This is a genomic window from Burkholderia sp. MSMB2157WGS, from assembly GCF_001532755.1.
Classification (GTDB): Bacteria; Pseudomonadota; Gammaproteobacteria; order Burkholderiales; family Burkholderiaceae; genus Burkholderia.
The window spans coordinates 1-18,209 of record NZ_LPJG01000018.1 but is presented as its reverse complement, the minus strand read 5'-3'; the positions used below and the strand labels follow the sequence as shown (position 1 = coordinate 18,209).

Below are 18,209 nucleotides of genomic sequence, written 5' to 3'. Positions count from 1 at the left end.
CGGGGCAGGGTCAGCCAATCTGCCGGTAAAGGGTCGGCGGCGCTTCGCCGGTCTCGCCGAGCACGTAGCTGCGGCGAATCGCATCCGCCGCATGGGCCGCGGCCGCTTCGTCGCGGGCATGCACGAAGCCGAGCGGCTCGCCGGCCCCGATACGCTGCCCGATCTCCGCGAGCGCCGACAGGCCGACGCTGACGTCGATCGCGTCCTCCGCACGCGTGCGGCCGCCGCCGAGCGCGACCACCGCCAGCCCGAGCGCACGGCAATCGACGCGCTGCACCACGCCGCCCGCGGGCGCCGGAACCGGCACGATCACCGCGGCCCGCGCCAGATGCCGCGCCGGTGCGTCGATCAGGTCGGCGGGGCCGCCGAGCGCGACGACCATGCGCGCGAAACGCTCGGCCGCCGCGCCTGAATCGAGCGCGTGCTGGAGCTGCTCGCGCGCGTGGGCGACATCTCGCGCCAGCCCGCCGGTGACGAGCAGTTCGGCCGACAGCGCCATCGTCACGTCGTGCAAGCGCGCGGGGCGCGACTTGCCCGTCAGGTAGTCGATCGCGCACGCCACCTCGAGCGCGTTGCCTGCGCACGGCGCGAGCGACTGGTTCATGTCGGTGAGGATCGCGGTCGTCTTCATGCCGGCGCCGTTGCCGACGTCGACGATGCTGCGCGCCAGTTCCGCCGATTTCTCCGGAGTCGGCATGAACGCGCCGGAGCCGACCTTGACGTCCATCACGAGCCCGTCGAGCCCTGCCGCGAGTTTCTTCGACAGGATCGACGCGGTGATCATCGCGACCGATTCGACGGTCGCCGTCACGTCGCGGATCGCATAGATGCGCTTGTCGGCCGGCGCGAGCCGCGCGGTCTGCCCGATGATCGCGACGCCGACCTCGCGCACCGTGCGGCGAAACGCGTCCGTATCGGGCATCACGTCGTAACCGGGAATCGCGCTGAGCTTGTCGAGCGTACCGCCGGTATGGCCGAGCCCGCGCCCCGAGATCATCGGCACGTAGCCGCCGCACGCGGCTACCATCGGCCCGAGCATCAGCGACACGACGTCGCCGACGCCGCCCGTCGAATGCTTGTCGATCACCGGCCCGCCGAGATCGAGCGCACGCCAGTCGAGCACGTCGCCCGAATCGCGCTGCGCGAGCGTCAGCGCGACGCGTTCGTCCGTGCTGAGGTCGTTGAAATACACGGCCATCGCGAACGCGGCCACCTGGCCCTCGGTCACGCTGCCGTCGGTCACGCCGCGCACGAACGCGGCCATGCCGTCGCGATCGAGCGGCTGCCCGTCGCGCTTCCTGCGAATGAATTCCTGCGGTAGAAACATCGTTGCCTCGCTTCGATCGATCGGAGTCCACTGCATGGCTTGGAGCCTGTTATCAGCGTGAACAGGCGCTAATGCAGCGAGAAAAACAGGCCGGCAATCGCCGCGCTCATCAGGTTCGACAGCGTCGCCGCCGTCAGCGCGCGCAAGCCGAGCCGCGCGACGTCCGAGCGGCGCTCGGGCGCGACCGCGCTGAAGCCGCCCGCGAGAATCGCGATCGACGAGAAGTTCGCGAAGCCGCACAGCGCGAACGACACGATCGCGAGCGTCTTCGCGTCGAGCACCTGGAGGCCGGCCGCCGCCACGTGAGCACTGCCCTTCAGGTACGGCGACAGGTCGCCGTACGCGACGAATTCGTTGAAGATCAGCTTCTCGCCGATGAAGTTGCCGGCCAGCGCCGCATCGTGCCACGGCACGCCGATGATCCACGCGAGCGGCGCGAACAGGTGGCCGATGATGCCGACCAGCGTGACCTGCGGAAAGCCCGCGAACGCGGCCGCGCCGCCGACGATCAGGTTCATCAGTGCGATGAGCCCGACGAACGCGATCAGCATCGCGCCGACGTTGATCGCGATCCGCAGGCCGACCGATGCGCCGGATGCGGCCGCCTCGATCACGTTGGCGGCCCGCTTGTCGTCGAAATCGAGGCCGTCGACCACCACGCGGCTCGGCTCGACGGTCGGAAACAGCAGCTTGCCGAACAGCAGCCCGCCCGGCACCGCCATGAACGATGCGGCGAGCAGATACTCCATCTTCACGCCGAGGCCGGCGTAGCCGACCAGCACCGAGCCCGCGACCGACGCCATGCCGCTCGCCATCACCGTGAAGATCTCGGCGCTCGTCATGTTGCGCACGAACGGCTTCACGAGCGCGGGCATCTCGCTCTGCCCGAGGAAGATCGTCGCGACGGCCGAGCACGCCTCGATGCGGCTCACGCCGAGCACTTTCGCGAGCCCCGCGCCGAGGATCGCGACGATCCACTTCATCACGCCGATGTAATACAGCACCGAGATCAGCGCGGTGACGAAGATGATCATCGGCAGCACGCGCAGGCCGAACACGAATCCGCCATCGCCGAACAACTGGAACATCCGCGCGTCGACCAGCCCGCCGAACACGAACGCGATGCCGTGATTGCCCATGTCGAGCACGCGATTGACGCCGTTCGCGGCCGCGGCCAGCGCCGCGCGCCCCGACGGCACGAACAGCACCAGCGCACCGATCGCGAACTGCGTGAGCAGCGCGGCGATCATGGTTCGCACGCTGACCGCGCGGCGGTTGTTCGACAGCAGATACGCGACCAGCAACAGAAACAGCATACCGAGGAGACTGCGCAGAATATCCACCTTGTGCTCCTTTCTCACTATTTGAACTGTTCGGCGGGCGACCCGTGCCCGCGACCCGCGTGATCGGGTGGGTGGATGTTACTCGCACGATACGTGCGCCGGCAACGTCGCCAAAATCGTCGACATCAATGGCATCGATCGTTTCTATTTTCGTGCTTCGACTGCTTGATCAGTTATGCTATTTACCTGCCTAAAATGCGCGCGGGACGTGCCGTTCGAACGGACACGTCCCGCACGACACGCGTCGTTCAACCCGCGCGTTCGACCGGATGCGGCTCGCGCAGACGGTTCGCGATCCGTGCCGCCTCGTAGTAGCCTGCCCCCGGCGGGCGCTTCAGGTAACGGCCCGCGCCGCGCACCGCGCGCAATTCGCCGTCGGCCCACGCGAGTGCGCCGCGCGTGAGCGTGTGCGTCGCGACACCCTGCACGGTCATCCCCTCGAACACGTTGAAGTCGACCTGCTGGTGATGCGTCTTCACCGAAATCGTCTTCGTCGCGGTCGGGTCCCACACGACGAGGTCGGCATCGGCGCCGACCTGCACGGCGCCCTTGCGCGGATACAGGTTGAAGATCTGCGCGGCGTTCGTCGATGTGATCCGCACGAATTCGTTCGGCGTGATTCGGCCATGATTCACGCCGTGATGCCACAGCACCGACATGCGATCCTCGACACCGCCGCAGCCGTTCGGAATCTTCGTGAAATCGTTGCGGCCCATCGCCTTCTGCGACGCGCAGAACACGCAGTGGTCGGTCGCCGTCGTATGCAGCTGCCCCGACTGCAGCCCGCGCCACAGCGCCTCGCGATGCTCGGCCGAGCGAAACGGCGGGCTCATCACGTGGGCCGCCGCGCGCGTCCAGTCCGGATCGCGATAGACGGCCTCGTCGATCACGAGATGGCCCGGCAACACTTCGCCGAACACGCGCAGCCCTTCGCTGCGCGCGCGCGTGATCACATCCACCGCATCCTTCGCCGACACGTGCACGATATACACGGGCACGCCGAGCACCTGCGCGATACGGATCGCGCGGTTCGCGGCTTCGCCCTCCACCTCCGGCGGCCGCGACAACGGATGCGCCTCCGGGCCCGTCATGCCGCGCGCGAGCAGCGCCTTTTGCAGTTGGAACACGAGTTCGCCGTTCTCCGCATGCACGGTCGGCAGCGCACCGAGTTCGAGCGAACGCGTGAAGCTGTTCACGAGAATCTCGTCGTCGGCCATGATCGCGTTCTTGTACGCCATGAAATGCTTGAAGCTCGACACGCCGTGCTCGCGCACGAGCGTGCCCATGTCGCGGTGCACGCTGTCGTCCCACCACGTCACGGCGACGTGAAACCCGTAGTCGGACGCCGATTTCTCGGCCCAGCCGCGCCATTCGCGGAATGCATCCATCAGCGGCTGCTTCGGGCTCGGAATCACGAAGTCGATGATGCTCGTCGTGCCGCCCGACAGCCCGGCAGCGGTGCCCGAATAGAAATCGTCGCTCGCGGTCGTGCCCATGAACGGCAGTTCCATGTGCGTATGCGGATCGATGCCGCCCGGCATCACGTACTGGTCGTGCGCGTCGACGACGGTCGCGCCGGCCGGTGCGTCGATCCGCTCCGCAATCTGCAGGATCGTGCCGCCGTCCTGCGGGTCCGCGCAGAGTACGTCCGCACGATAGGAACGGTCCGCATCGACCACGGTGCCGCCACGAATCAGGATTGCCATTTCGTTGCCTCCTAGTTGACTGTCGGGTGCCGCATGCCGCGCGCGAGTCGCCTCCGGCTCGCGCGTCATGCGCTCGCGATCTGCGCGCGCTGTCCGGCGCGCCGCTTCATCCAGGTGCCGTACACGCCGGACGCCAGCACGAGGCCGACGAACCACGCGTACGTGTAAAGCGTGTTGAGGAACGCCGGCACGTTCGGGAACGACGCCGGAAACGCCGTATGCAGGAAGCCCGGCAGGTTCGGCAGCACGCCGACCGCGAGCGCGACCAGCGCGGCCGGGTTCCAGCCGCGCGCGTAGCTGAAGTCGCCGCCCTCGTCGAACAATGCGCGCGTATCGAGCTGCGTGCCGCGAATCAGGAAATAGTCGACCATCAGGATGCCCGCGACCGGCCCGAGCAACGCCGAATAGCCGACGAGCCAGGTGAAGATATAGCCGTCCGTCGTCGCGAGGATCTTCCACGGCATCATCACGATCGCGATCGTCGCGGTGATCATCCCGCCCGCGCGATACGAGATCGCCTTCGGCCACAGACTCGAAAAATCGTAAGCAGGACCAACGAGATTCGCGGCGAGGTTGCAGCACATCGTGTCGAGCGTGAGGATCACGAGCGCGATGCCGACACCGATGCCGGTCATCCGGCTCGTCAGGTCGATCGGATCCCAGATCGCGTTGCCGTAGATCACGACGGTCGCCGACGTCACGACGACCGACACCACCGACAGCAGCGCCATCGGCAGCGGCAGCCCGATCGACTGCCCGATCACCTGGTCGCGCTGCGAATGCGCGAAGCGCGTGAAATCGGGGATGTTCAGCGCGAGCGTCGCCCAGAAGCCGACCATTGCGGTCAGGCCCGGCCAGAACGTCGCCCAGAAGAGCCCGGCCTTCTTGCCGCCAGCGACGAACTGCGACGGCGCCGACAGCATCGAGCCGAACCCGCCCGCCTTCGACGTCGCCCACCACACGAGCGCCACGCACATCACGACCTTGATCGGCGCGGACCAGCTTTCGAGCCAGCGGATAGAATCGGTGCCGTGCAGGATGAAGTACAGCTGCAGCGCCCAGAACACGAGGAAGCACGCGAGCTGCCCGAACGAGATGCCGACGAGCGGCAGCGCCGCGCCGTGCAGCGCATTGCCGGTCAGGATGTTCAGCAGCGTGTAGATCGCGCTGCCGCCGAGCCAGGTCTGGATGCCGTACCAGCCGCAGGCGACGATCGCGCGCAACAGCGCCGGCAGCTTCGCGCCCTGCGTGCCGAACGACGCGCGCACGAGGACCGCGTACGGAATTCCGTGCTTCGCGCCCGCATGACCGATCAGCAGCATCGGCACGAGCACGATCAGGTTGCCGAGCAGCACCGTCGTCACCGCCTGCCACGGCGACATGCCTTCCTGGATCAGCCCGGCCGCGAGCATGTACGACGCGATGTTCATCACCATCCCGACCCACAGCGCCGCGAAGTGGTACCACTTCCACGTGCGCTGCGCCGGCGTCGTCGGCGCGAGGTCGTCGTTGTACAGGCTGCCGCCGTGCGCCGCGGCGCTGTCGGGATCGGCGGGATTCGCTGCGTATTTCATCGATCGCACTCCACGAAAACGTCGGCGCCGGCATCGTGCGATGCCGGCCCGATGAAACGAAAAGCGGCGGCGCGGCACCTCCCGCGCCACCGGCCACCGGTCAGGCCGCCTTCGCGTGCTTCTCGGGCGCGGCCGCCGGGCCGCCGCTCGCACCGGCGTCCGCGCTCGCCGGATTGTTCGGATGCGTGGTCCAGTTCGCGTAGTCGCCCGAATCGACGCGCTCCATCGTGATGCATTGCTCGACCGGACACACATGCATGCAAAGATTGCACCCGACGCACTCCGAATCGATCACTTCGAAATGCCGCACGCCGTCCTTCGTCGCCGTGATCGCCTGGTGCGACGTGTCCTCGCATGCGATATGGCACAGCCCGCACTGGATGCAGCGGTCCTGGTCGATGCGCGCCTTGATGTCGTACTTCAGGTTCAGGTATTTCCAGTCGGTCACGTTCGGCACCGCGCGGCCGCGGATGTCGTCGAGCGTCGCGTAGCCCTTCTCGTCCATCCAGTTCGACAGCCCGTCGGCGAGATCCGACACGATCCGGAAGCCGTAATGCATCGCGGCGGTGCACACCTGCACGCTGCCGGCGCCGAGCACCATGAACTCGGCCGCGTCGCGCCATGACGAGATGCCGCCGATGCCCGAGATCGGCAGGTTCGGCGTTTCCGGATCGCGTGCGATCTCCGCGACCATGTTCAGCGCGATCGGCTTGACCGCCGGGCCGCAATAGCCGCCGTGCGTGCCCTTGCCGTCGACGGTCGGCACCGGCGCCATCTGGTCGAGATCGACCGCGACGATCGAGTTGATCGTGTTGATCAGCGACACCCCGTCCGCGCCGCCCTTGTACGCGGCGCGCGATCCCATCCGGATGTCGCTGATGTTCGGCGTGAGTTTCACGAGGCATGGCAGCTTCGTGCCTTCCTTCACCCAGCGCGTGACCATCTCGACGTATTCGGGCACCTGCCCGACCGCCGCGCCCATCCCGCGCTCGCTCATCCCGTGCGGGCAGCCGAAGTTCAGCTCGACCGCATCGGCGCCGGTATCCTCGACGAGCGGCAGGATCCATTTCCAGTCGCGCTCGTTGCACGGCACCATCAGCGACACGATCAGCGCGCGGTCCGGCCAGTCGCGCTTCACCTGCGCGATTTCTCCCAGGTTCACGCCGAGCGGACGGTCGGTGATCAGCTCGATGTTGTTCAGCCCCGCGATGCGCTGGCCGTTCCACTGCACCGCGCCATAGCGCGAACTGACGTTGACGACGTGCGGATCGAGCCCGAGCGTCTTCCAGACGACGCCGCCCCAGCCGGCCTCGAACGCGCGATTGACGTTGTAGGCCTTGTCGGTCGGTGGCGCGGACGCCAGCCAGAAGGGGTTCGGCGAAGTGATGCCTGCGAGGGTGCAGCGAAGATCGGCCATGTTCGGCTCCGTGAGAAGGGGGTCGTGTTCGGTGTGCCGGCGGTGCGCCGCGCGTTCAGGCCGCCTTCGCGGCACGCGCGGCGAGCGTCGCGTCGATCGACGCAGCCGCGCGCTTGCCGTCCTGCACGGCCTGTACCGTGAGGTCGACGCCGTCGGTCGCCGCGCAGTCGCCGCCGGCCCATACGTCCGGCAGCGCCGTGCGCCCGTCCGCATCCACCGCGATACGCGCGCCGTCCGCGGTCAGCAACATGGCCGCGATACCGTCCGGCACGAGCGTCTGGCCGATCGCCTTCAGCACCATGTCCGCGTCGACGGTGAAGCGCTCGCCCGATGCGGCCTCGAATTCGACGCCCGTCACCTGCCCGTTCGCGCCCGCCATGCGCACCGGCTTCGCGTGCGTGACGAGCGCGACGCCGCTCTTCTGCGCGAACTCGCGCTCGGCCCACGTCGCGCTCATCGCGTCCACGCCGCGCCGGTACACCATCGTCACGCGCTCGGCGCCGAGCTTGCGGCTCTGCACCGCCGCATCGATCGCCGTATTGCCGCCGCCGATCACGACCACGCGCCGCCCGACCGGCACGTTCGCGAGCTCGTCGGCCTGCCGCACCTGCTCGATGAAATCGACCGCATTCATCACGCCGCCCAGTTGCTCGCCGTCGATCGCGAGCGCACGCACGCCGCCGAGCCCCATCGCGAGGAATACCGCGTCGTGCTGCTCGCGCAGCGCGTCGAGCGTCACGTCGCGTCCGAGCGCCACGCCCGTCTCCAGCGTGATGCCGCCCACCGACAGCAGCCACTCGACCTCGCGCTGCGCGAAATCGTCCACGGTCTTGTATGCGGCGATTCCGTATTCGTTGAGGCCCCCGGCCTTCGGGCGCGCGTCGAACAGCGTGACGCGGTGCCCGGCGAGTGCGAGCCGGTGCGCGCACGCGAGCCCGGCCGGCCCCGCGCCGACCACCGCCACTTGACGGCCCGTCTCGGGCGCGCGCCGGAACTGCACGGCGCCGGTCTGCATCGCCCAGTCGGTCGCGTGCCGCTGCAGCGCGCCGATCGCGACCGGCTGCGCATCCTGATGGTTGCGCACGCATGCACCTTCGCACAGGATTTCAGTCGGGCACACGCGCGCGCACATCCCGCCGAGTGGATTCGCGGACAGGATGTCCATCGCCGCGCCTTTCAGGTTGCCGTTGCCGATCTTGCGGATGAAGCTGGGGATGTCGATCTGCGTCGGGCACGCGTGCACGCACGGCGCGTCGTAACAGTAATGGCAGCGGCTCGCGGCGGCCGCCGCGGCAGTCGGATCGAGCAGCGGCGCGATATCGGCGAACTCGCACGAGAGTTGCGTGGACGACAGGCGATGCGCGGCGATATCGCCGGTTGGCTTGGTGGTCATACGCGTTCCTTCGACTGGGTGGAGACAAAGCCGTCCCCGCCGGCTGCGAATGCACAGTCGGGGCGGTCATGCTTAGGCCGAATTTCAAACGACAGGCAGCCTCGCGGCTGCTACGGTCGGTCCGTCATGAAGCCGGCTCGCATGCGCGCGACAGCATCGCGTGCAGCAACACGTTCGCGCCGGCCTCGATCCATGCGGGCGTCGCGTCCTCGATCTCGTTGTGGCTGATGCCGTCGACGCAGGGCACGAACACCATCGACGTCGGCGCGACCTGCGCCAGATAGCACGCATCGTGGCCCGCGCCCGACACGATGTCGCGATGCGAGTAGCCGAAGCGATCGGCCGCGTCGCGCACGGCCGCCACGCATGCCGGATCGAACGCGACCGGCTTGTAATAGAAAATCTGCTCGAGTTCGGTGTCGAGCCCGATGTCGGCCGCGATGCGCGCGACGCCGTCGCGCAGCGCCGCATCCATCTTCGCGAGCACGGCGTCGTCCGGATGACGGAAATCGACGGTGAAGAACACGCGGCCGGGGATCACGTTGCGCGAGTTCGGGTGGACCTGCATCATGCCGACCGTCGCGCAACCGAACGGCGCATGATCGAGGCCGATCCGGTTGACGAGATCGACCACGCGCGACGCGCCGAGCAACGCGTCGCGGCGGCGCGGCATCGGCGTCGGTCCCGCGTGCGCTTCCTGGCCGGTGAACGTGATCTCGTACCACCGCTGCCCCTGCGCGTCGGTCACGACGCCGATCGTCTTGCATTCCGCTTCGAGAATCGGCCCCTGCTCGATATGCAGCTCGAATGCCGCATGCAGCTTGCGCCCGCCGCACGGCACGTCGCCCGCGTAGCCGATGCGCGCCAGTTCCTCGCCGATCGTCTTGCCGTCGACGTCCTTGCGAGACAGCCCGTATTCGAGCGGGAACACGCCCGCGAACACGCCCGACGCGACCATCGCGGGCGCGAAGCGCGAGCCCTCCTCGTTGGTCCAGATCACGACCTCGACCGGATGCTCGGTTTCGATGCCGTGATCGTTGAGACTGCGAATCACCTCGAGGCCGCCGAGCACGCCGTAGATGCCGTCGAAGCGCCCGCCGGTCGGCTGCGAATCCGCGTGCGAGCCCGTGACGACCGGCGCCGCGTCGGCCACGCGGCCCGCGCGGCGCATGAACACGTTGCCCATCGTATCGACCGTCACCGTGCAGCCGGCGGCCTTCGCCCAGCCGACGATCAGGTCGCGGCCGGCCTTGTCGAGATCGGTCAGCGCGAGTCGGCACACGCCGCCTTTCGGTGTCGCGCCGATTTTCGCGACCTCCATCAGGCTTTCCCACAACCGCTTGCCGTCGACCTTGATCGACGTGTCGAAAGCTGCCCGCTTCACTGTTTCCGATACTGCGTTCATTCGTATCGCTCCTGTGGGGTCGGTGATGTCGTCGGCCCGGTCCGTGCCGGTGCACGCGAGGCCTGTTTCGGGGCACGCCGCCCGGACGCGGTGCATGCTCCGCCGGTTCGCGAAACGCGTTAAATCCTGTCCGATTGGACAGGTTTTAGACGATCAAAATGACCAGCGCAACGTCTTTCTTGCGCGACGCACCTGAGCGAGAAACGTGCCATCGCAACGCAGCATCGTCGTGGAGCGGCGGCATCTCCGCGCGTGTGCGCGACGCGAATCAGCGGCTAGAATGAAGCCCAACGCGGCATGCCCGCCGCGCGAGGGTAACGATGAGACATGACGAGGCGACAATCGCAGCCACCGACCGGGACGAAACGCCGGCACCTTTGCGGCGACGCAAGGCGCACATTCGCGAGTCCAACGAAGCGCATCTGCTCGCGTGCGCGGAAGCCGTATTCGCGGAACGCGGGCTCGCCGGCGCCAGCACCGCGATGATCGCGGAGCGCGCCGGCCTGCCGAAGGCGAACGTGCACTACTACTTCCCGACCAAGCTCGCGCTGTACCGCCGCGTGCTCGACGACCTGTTCGAGGACTGGCATCGCGCGGCCGGCTCGTTCGAGGCCGGCGACGATCCGGTGGAGGCGATCGGCGGCTACGTGCGCGCGAAGATGGCGCTGTCGCAGCGGCGCCCGCTCGGCTCGAAGGTCTGGGCCAACGAGATCATCCACGGCGCGGAGCACATGCAGGACATCCTGTCGCAACGCGTGAAGCCGTGGTTCGACACGCGCATCAAGGTGATCGAAGGCTGGATCGCGCGCGGCCTGCTCGCGCCGATCGACCCGCATGCGCTGATGTACCTGATCTGGGCGACCACGCAGCACTATGCGGATTTCGATGCGCAGATTCGCGCGCTGAGCGGCAAGCGCGCGTTCACGAAGAAGGCGTTCGACGAAAAGACCGAGCAGGTCGTGCAGCTCGTGATTCGCGCGTGCGGCGCGGTGTCGCCGAATGTGAAGTCGTAACGCGACGCGACGATCCGTCGAATAAAAACGGGCGGCGCGCACCACACGGGGGATGTCCCGTGCAATACGCGCCGCTCCCGTGTCGGCGGTGGGTGCGAACGATGCGCTGCGTTACGCGATGCGCTCGATCGCGACGGCCGTCGCTTCGCCGCCGCCGATGCACAGCGATGCGATACCGCGCGTCAGGCCGTACGTTTCGAGCGCGGCCAGCAGCGTCACCATCACGCGCGCACCCGATGCACCGATCGGATGCCCGAGCGCGCACGCGCCGCCGTGTACGTTGACCTTCTCGTGCGGCAGGTCGAGATCGCGCATCGCGGCCATCGGCACCACCGCGAACGCTTCGTTGATCTCGAACAGGTCGACGTCGCGCAGGTTCCAGCCGGTTTTCTCCGACAGCTTGCGCAGCGCGCCGATCGGCGCGGTCGCGAACAGGCCGGGCTTGTCCGCATAAGTCGAATGCCCGACGATCACGGCCTTCGGCGTGAGGCCGAGGCGCTCGGCTTCCGAGCGGCGCATCATCACGAGCGCGGCCGCGCCGTCCGAGATCGACGACGCGTTCGCGGCCGTCACCGTGCCGCCGTCGCGAAACGCCGGCTTCAGCGTCGGAATCTTGTCGAGTTTCGCCTTGCCCGGCTGCTCGTCGATCGACACGATGCTTTCCGTCTTGCCGGCCTTGACGGTCACCGGCGCGATTTCCGACGCGAAATGCCCTTCGGCGATCGCGCGCTGCGCCCGCGTGAGCGATGCAATCGCAAACGCGTCCTGCGCGTCGCGCGTGAACTGGTAGGCCTGCGCGCAATCCTCGGCGAACGTGCCCATCAGGCGGCCCTTTTCATAGGCGTCCTCGAGCCCGTCGAGGAACATGTGGTCGAGCACTTGCCCATGCCCCATACGCATGCCCGCGCGCGCCTTCGGCAGCAGGTACGGCGCATTCGTCATGCTCTCCATCCCGCCCGCCACGGCGACGCTCGCCGACCCCGCCAGCAGCAGGTCGTGCGCGAACATCGCCGCCTTCATCCCCGAACCGCACATCTTGTTGACCGTGGTCGCGCCCGCCGCGAGCGGCAGGCCGGCCTTCAGCGCGGCCTGTCGCGCGGGCGCCTGCCCCTGCCCGGCCGGCAACACGCAGCCGAACACGATTTCGTCGATGCGTTCGGCCGGCACGTTCGCGCGCTCGAGCGCGGCACGAATCGCCACCGCGCCGAGGTCGCTCGCGCTGGCTACCGCCAGGTCGCCCTGAAAACCACCCATCGGCGTGCGCGCCGCGCCCACGATTACGATCGGATCCTGAGTCGTCATGATTCGCTTCCTCCAGTGTCAGCGCGGTGCCATGCGCAACGCGCCATCGAGACGGATGACTTCGCCGTTCAGCATCGTGTTCTCGACGATGTGGCGCACCAGCGCCGCAAATTCTTCCGGGCGGCCGAGCCGCGGCGGGAACGGCACGCTCTTGCCGAGCGCGTCCTGCACGTCCTGCGGCATGCCGGCCATCATCGGCGTCGCGAAGATGCCGGGCGCGACCGTCACGACGCGAATGCCGAAGCGCGCGAGCTCGCGTGCGATCGGCAGCGTCATGCCCACCACGCCGCTCTTCGACGCCGCATACGCGGCCTGTCCGATCTGCCCGTCGAACGCCGCGACCGACGCCGTATTGACGATCACGCCGCGCTCGCCTTCCACGTCGGCGTCCTGCTTCGACATCGCTTCGGCTGCCAGCCGGATCATGTTGAACGTGCCGACCAGGTTGATCGACACCGCGCGCGCGAAGCGGTCGAGCGAATGCGGGCCGTCGCGGCCCACGACCTTCTCGCCCGGTGCGACGCCCGCGCAATTGACGAGCACGTCGACACGGCCGAACGCGTCGCGCGCGGCGGCGACGGCCGCCTGACCGTCGGCTTCGCTCGTCACGTCGGTCTTCACGAACCGCGCGGCCGCGCCGAGTTCGTTCGCGAGGCTCGCGCCCGCCTCTTCGTTGACATCCAGCAGCACGGCCTTGCCGCCTTGCGCGACGACCATGCGCGCCACCGCGGCGCCGAGGCCGGAACCTGCGCCCGTAATCAGAAAAACGCGATCGTTGATATTCATTCGCAGTCCATAATCAGGGTTGAGCGGCCTTCTCGGCTTCCATCTTGCGCAACACGAAGCGCTGGATCTTGCCGCTCGGGGTTTTCGGCAGCGCGTCGACGAAGTCGATCGCGCGCGGATAAGCGTGAGCGGACAGCCGCCGCTTCACGTGCAGACTCAATTCCTCGGCCAGTTCCGGCGTGCCGTCGAACCCTTTCGACAGGACGACGAACGCCTTCACGATTTCAGTGCGCTCGGGGTCGGGCACGCCGATCACGGCGGCCTCGCTGACGGCCGGATGCTCGATCAGTGCGCTTTCCACGTCGAACGGACCGATCCGGTAGCCCGACGACGTGATCACGTCGTCCGCGCGGCCGATGAAGCTCACGGTGCCGTCCGGCTCCAGCTCGACGTTGTCGCCGGTCCGGTAGTAGCCGCCCGCGATCGCCGGCGTGTCCTGCTGCCAGTAGCCGGAGAACCACAGCAGCGGCGAGCGCGCGATGTCGATCGCGAGGGTGCCGGGCTCGCCGGGGCCGAGTTCGCGGCCGGCTTCGTCGAGCACCGCGACACGGTAGCCGGGCAGCGCGAGGCCGGCCGAACCGACGTGCACGACATGCGTGAGGCCGTGATGGTTGTTCACGACCATGCCGAGCTCAGTCTGGCCGTAGTGATCGTGGATCGGCGCGCCGAGCGCCGCGTGGAACCAGCGCACGACTTCCGGATTCAGCGGTTCGCCGGCACTGCTGACCACGCGCAGCTGGCCTTTCAGCCGCGCGGCCGCTTCGTTGCCGGCCGCCATCAGCATCCGGTACGCGGTCGGCGAACCCGCGAGGCTCGTGATGCCGAGCCGTTCGATCACGTCGTACGTGCTGTCGACCGTGAAGCCGCCCTCGTAGAGCGTCGTTGCATGACCGAGCAGCAACGGGCCCGTGATCGCGTAATAAAGCCCGTACGCCCAGCCCGGGTCGGCGATATTCCAGAACCGGTCGGTGCTGCGCAGATCCACCGCTTCGCGCATGTACGCGCCGAACGCGAGCAACGCATACAGCGGCACCGGCACGCCCTTCGGCAGACCCGTCGTGCCCGACGTCGACATCATCATGAACAGGTCGGACCCCTTGCGCAGCACAGGCTCGAACCTGTCGGACTGCATCTCGAGCGCCGCCCGGAAATCGATGTCGCCGTCCGGCAGCGTGTCGCTCGCTTCGCGCACCGTCGCGACCGGCGGGCAATCGGCGATTTCGTCGAGCTTCGCGCGATTCGCGACGTTGGTCACGACGAGCCGCGCACCGCTCATGCGCAGCCGATGCTCGATCGCCTTCGGGCCGAACGCGGTGAACAGCGGCTGGTACACGGCGCCCGCGCGCCACGTGCCGAGGATCGTCGCGACGAGCTCCGGTGTGCGCGGCAGCAGGCCGGCCACCACGTCGCCGGGCTTCACGCCCTGTGCGACCAGCAGGTTAGCGACCCGGGCCGACAACGCCTGCATCTGCGCGAACGTGAAGCGGCGGTGCTGCCCGGCGGCGTCGATCCAGTCGAGCGCGATCGCGTCCGCCTTCGCGTGGCGGTCGCAGCATTCGACACACGCGTTCAGGCCGCGCTCCAGATCGCCGTTCAGTTGCGCGGCGGCGGTCTCGATACTGAACCGGGCCACGGCGTCGGCATAGGCCGGCACCGGCCGGGCGGTAGCTCCTTCGGGCATGCGCGTCTCCTGTTCGTTATGGCCGCCGTCGAGCCAGGGCGCGACGGGGATACATCGATAGTAGACAGCCGCTACATTGCAATCAATGACAAACGGAATCTAGAATCGTGATCGTTTTTGCCATGCCGGGAGGGTGCTGGGAAATGGGGCCGCAGATGATTTCGCCGGATTTCGTCGACGATGCGCTCGCGTGCCTGCGCCGGCATGGTCTGCCGACCGCGCCCGTGCTGCGCACCGCCGGGCTGCCGGCGGCCGTGCACGCGCCCGTCACGCCGCAACAGTACGGCCGGCTATGGCTCGCGATCGCCGGCGCGCTCGACGACGAATTCTTCGGGCTCGCCGCGCGCCCGATGCGGCGCGGCAGCTTTACGCTGCTGTGCCATGCGGTGCTACATGCCGGCACGCTCGACAAGGCACTGCGGCGCGCGCTGCAGTTTCTGCGGGTCGTGCTCGACGAGCCGCACGGCGAGCTTGTCGTGGCTGACGGGCAGGCGCAGATCGTGCTGGCGCAATCGGGCGCGCCGTACCCGGCGTTTGCGTACCGGACGTTCTGGCTGATCCTGCTCGGCGTCGCGTGCTGGCTGATCGGCCGGCGCATCCCGCTGCAGCGCATCGATTTCGCGTGCCCGAGCCCCGGCCAGCGCAGCGACTATCACCAGTTCTTCGGCGTCCCCGTGCATTTCGAGCGGCCCGACAGCCGGCTCGCGTTCAATGCCGCATACCTCGCGCTGCCGACGATCCGTTCGGAGCAGGCGCTGAAGACCTTCCTGCGCGGCGCGCCCGGCAATCTGCTCGTGCGCTACCGGCACGACACGGGCTGGGTCGCGAAGACGCGCGCGCACCTGAAGGCGCGGCCGGCCGCCGAGTGGCCCGACTTCGACACGCTGGCCGTGTACCTCGACACGACGCCGGCGACGCTGCGACGGCGTTTGCGCAGCGAAGGGCAAAGCTTCGCGGCGATCAAGGACGAGTTGCGCGGCGCGCTCGCGCAGTCGCTGCTGCGCGGGCACGCGCTGAGCGTCGCGGAGATCGCGGCCGAGCTCGGCTTCACCGAGCCGAGCGCGTTTCATCGCGCGTTCCGGAAATGGACCGGCACGAGCCCCGGCGCCTATCGGCGCGACGTGCATGCGGCGGAAGCGGAGTCGTGAATGCCGGTGGGCGCGAGCGTCTCGTCGTGTGCCGTCGATACGCCCGGCTCTGCCTTTTTCCAGCCCCTTGCGCAAGGTCTGCTCGCCGAGATAGCTCTCGAGCGTCTTCGGCACGTGGCCGCCCTTGCGTTCCGGTGAGATTATGCGTAGCGCTCACCGCACCACGGCGCGTGGCATGACGTTGCACCCCGTTCCGTCTGACCACATACTGGTCGGCCCGTCCGAACGAGGTTGCGTCGATGGTGAATACCGCTGAGAGCGCCGCTTCAATCTTCGGCGTGATCGGAACGGCCGTGTCGTTGCTGGCAGCGATTCCTTACGCGCTCGCGATCTACCGGCGGACCGTTCGCCCGCATCTGTTCACGTGGCTCGTGTGGTCGGTCGTCACGGCGATCGCGGCCGCCGGCCAGTTCGTCGCGGGCGCGGGACCGTCCGCATGGTGCACGGCGGCGATTGCCGTCACATGCTTTCTGACGCTGATCGCCAGCCTGTTTCGCGGCGAGCGCGGCTGGACGGGTCTCGACTGGTTGTTCCTGTGCGCGGCGCTATCGGCCATTCCGCTGTGGATGCTGACCGACGATCCGACTGTGTCGATCTGCCTGGTTACGCTGATCGAGCTTGCCGGCCTCGGCCCGACCGTGCGCAAGACGATCCGCGATCCGTGGAGCGAGAGCCTCGCCTATTTCGCGCTGTGCGTGCTCAAGTACGCGCTGGCGTTGCTGGCGCTGAGCACATGGAGTGTCGCGGTCGCGTTCTATCCGGCCGTCAACCTCATCGCGTCGATCGGCATCTGCCTGGTGATGCTCGTCCGGCGTCAGTCGTTGTCGAATGCGCGGTAGGCTGCGTTCGTCGCCGCCGTACCGCTTCCCTTCCGAAAATGATGCGAGGCCTGACATGGATGCAATCCGTACCGTCATCGAACCCAGCGAAACTGCGCTGCGCGCCGCGATGCTGGCCAACGACGTCGATGTGCTCGACACGCTGCTGGACGACGATCTGGTGTTCACGGTCCCGACCGGCCAGGTCATCTCGAAAGAGGACGACCTGGCCGCGCATCGCGCGAAGCTACTGCGTCTCGACACACTCGACGTCCACGAAATGCGCGCATGCGCGATCGACGGGATGATCCTGACCACGACGCGAGCGACCCTCGCCGGTCGTTTCGATGGCACGGCATTCGCCGGCACGTTTGCCTATACGCGCCTGTGGCGTCGATCGGGCGCCAACTGGCGCGTCATCGCCGGGCATGCATCGCAGGTCATGTAGCTGCGGCGAGCGTGTGCGGATGAGCCGCGTCAGGCAATGCTGCTGCGAGCGGGCCGGTTGTCGATCGAGCGGTGAGACGCCGCGATCCGGATGCTGCACTGATGAAATCGCCGACCATGGTGGTATCGGCCATGACGAGAGTCGAAATGAACGAGCTATTTACCGTGCGTCCTGCGCGTGCCGCGGACGCGGACGAACTCACGCAATTGGCGCGCCTTTCGAAGGCACATTGGGGCTATCCGAAGGAATGGCTCGACTTGTGGCAAAACGATCTTGCGATTTCGCCGGAGACGATCGAAGGAGCGATCGGTTACGTCGCGGAATCGGGCGGGTCGATCATCGGGTTCTGGGTCCGGGCGTCATTGGATTCGGATAGACCGACGCCCGGATGGTTGTTCGTTCATCCCGATCACATGGGCCAGGGCATCGCCCGTGCGCTGTGGGAATCAGTTCGGGCCGAAGCCGCTGCGAGAGGAATCAAAAGCTTCGTGATCGAAGCGGATCCCAATGCTGCGCCGTTCTATCTGGCGCTGGGAGCTGAAAAGATTGGCGAACAGGAATCGAGCGCCATTCCGGGCAGATTTTTTCCGATCTTGCGGATCACGGTCTGACGAGGGCGTTGCGACGGAGAAATATCGGAATTCGGTCGGTCGGACCAGGGGCATGAAGACGTTTTCCACGCCCCAGGCTCGTGCCGGATAGCGCGTCGCTGGACAAGTGCACTTCCGCCGCGCCAATGCAAAAACCCCCGCCTGATCGGGCGGGGGTTCTTGGCTTAGGGAGCCTGACGATTACCTACTTTCACACGGGAATCCGCACTATCATCGGCGTAGAGTCGTTTCACGGTC

Annotated in this window: 15 protein-coding genes; 5 read left to right on the top strand and 10 right to left on the bottom strand. The window is 67.5% G+C overall.

Features of this window, described 5'->3' with window-relative positions:
• Nucleotides 1-10 precede the first annotated feature (10 nt).
• The 7 genes from deoA to WT53_RS12870 form a co-directional block, all read right to left on the bottom strand.
• On the bottom strand, nucleotides 11-1,327 hold the full coding sequence (gene deoA, locus WT53_RS12900; RefSeq protein WP_034209421.1) for a thymidine phosphorylase: 1,317 nt from the start codon (nucleotides 1,325-1,327) through the stop codon (nucleotides 11-13).
• A 68-nt stretch (nucleotides 1,328-1,395) separates the two neighbouring features.
• Nucleotides 1,396-2,670, bottom strand: a complete 1,275-nt coding sequence (locus tag WT53_RS12895; protein ID WP_034209422.1) for a NupC/NupG family nucleoside CNT transporter — start codon at nucleotides 2,668-2,670, stop codon at nucleotides 1,396-1,398.
• Between the two features lie 248 nt (nucleotides 2,671-2,918).
• Nucleotides 2,919-4,376 carry a dihydropyrimidinase gene (gene hydA / locus WT53_RS12890; RefSeq protein ID WP_034209423.1) on the bottom strand — a complete coding sequence of 486 codons (1,458 nt, stop codon included), beginning with the start codon at nucleotides 4,374-4,376 and terminating at the stop codon, nucleotides 2,919-2,921.
• A 65-nt stretch (nucleotides 4,377-4,441) separates the two neighbouring features.
• Nucleotides 4,442-5,950: an NCS1 family nucleobase:cation symporter-1 gene (locus tag WT53_RS12885; RefSeq protein WP_034209424.1), complete on the bottom strand. Its 1,509-nt coding sequence runs from the start codon at nucleotides 5,948-5,950 to the stop codon at nucleotides 4,442-4,444.
• 100 nt (nucleotides 5,951-6,050) lie between these two features.
• Complete coding sequence (preA, locus tag WT53_RS12880) at nucleotides 6,051-7,367, bottom strand: NAD-dependent dihydropyrimidine dehydrogenase subunit PreA (protein ID WP_034209425.1); 1,317 nt, start codon at nucleotides 7,365-7,367, stop codon at nucleotides 6,051-6,053.
• Between the two features lie 55 nt (nucleotides 7,368-7,422).
• The gene (locus WT53_RS12875) at nucleotides 7,423-8,760 is read right to left on the bottom strand and encodes an NAD(P)-dependent oxidoreductase (protein ID WP_034209426.1); all 1,338 of its coding nucleotides are present in this window, start codon (nucleotides 8,758-8,760) and stop codon (nucleotides 7,423-7,425) included.
• Nucleotides 8,761-8,884: 124 nt separating this feature from the next.
• The gene (locus WT53_RS12870) at nucleotides 8,885-10,165 is read right to left on the bottom strand and encodes a Zn-dependent hydrolase (protein WP_034209427.1); all 1,281 of its coding nucleotides are present in this window, start codon (nucleotides 10,163-10,165) and stop codon (nucleotides 8,885-8,887) included.
• A gap of 320 nt (nucleotides 10,166-10,485) precedes the next feature.
• Here WT53_RS12870 and WT53_RS12865 point away from each other — a divergent pair, with 320 nt between their 5' ends.
• Nucleotides 10,486-11,178 carry a TetR/AcrR family transcriptional regulator gene (locus tag WT53_RS12865; RefSeq protein WP_034209428.1) on the top strand — a complete coding sequence of 231 codons (693 nt, stop codon included), beginning with the start codon at nucleotides 10,486-10,488 and terminating at the stop codon, nucleotides 11,176-11,178.
• Nucleotides 11,179-11,289: 111 nt separating this feature from the next.
• On the opposite strand, the gene WT53_RS12860 is transcribed toward WT53_RS12865, so the two are convergent.
• From WT53_RS12860 to WT53_RS12850, 3 genes are read right to left on the bottom strand one after another with little or no spacing between them, the layout of a single operon-like run.
• Nucleotides 11,290-12,480 (bottom strand): acetyl-CoA C-acetyltransferase, encoded by a 1,191-nt coding sequence (locus tag WT53_RS12860; RefSeq protein WP_034209429.1) that lies wholly within the window; start codon nucleotides 12,478-12,480, stop codon nucleotides 11,290-11,292.
• Between the two features lie 18 nt (nucleotides 12,481-12,498).
• Entirely contained in the window at nucleotides 12,499-13,266 is a 768-nt protein-coding gene (locus WT53_RS12855; RefSeq protein WP_034209430.1) for a 3-hydroxyacyl-CoA dehydrogenase, read from the bottom strand.
• A gap of 13 nt (nucleotides 13,267-13,279) precedes the next feature.
• Entirely contained in the window at nucleotides 13,280-14,947 is a 1,668-nt protein-coding gene (locus tag WT53_RS12850; protein ID WP_034209431.1) for an acyl-CoA synthetase, read from the bottom strand.
• A gap of 143 nt (nucleotides 14,948-15,090) precedes the next feature.
• Between WT53_RS12850 and WT53_RS12845 the strand changes: the two genes are divergently transcribed.
• From WT53_RS12845 to WT53_RS12830, 4 genes are all read left to right on the top strand, one after another.
• On the top strand, nucleotides 15,091-16,095 hold the full coding sequence (locus tag WT53_RS12845) for an AraC family transcriptional regulator (RefSeq protein ID WP_034209432.1): 1,005 nt from the start codon (nucleotides 15,091-15,093) through the stop codon (nucleotides 16,093-16,095).
• 239 nt (nucleotides 16,096-16,334) lie between these two features.
• On the top strand, nucleotides 16,335-16,934 hold the full coding sequence (locus WT53_RS12840) for a hypothetical protein (RefSeq protein ID WP_034209433.1): 600 nt from the start codon (nucleotides 16,335-16,337) through the stop codon (nucleotides 16,932-16,934).
• A gap of 55 nt (nucleotides 16,935-16,989) precedes the next feature.
• Entirely contained in the window at nucleotides 16,990-17,361 is a 372-nt protein-coding gene (locus WT53_RS12835; protein WP_034209434.1) for a nuclear transport factor 2 family protein, read from the top strand.
• A 146-nt stretch (nucleotides 17,362-17,507) separates the two neighbouring features.
• The gene (locus WT53_RS12830; RefSeq protein ID WP_179949018.1) at nucleotides 17,508-17,972 is read left to right on the top strand and encodes a GNAT family N-acetyltransferase; all 465 of its coding nucleotides are present in this window, start codon (nucleotides 17,508-17,510) and stop codon (nucleotides 17,970-17,972) included.
• Nucleotides 17,973-18,209: the final 237 nt, after the last annotated feature.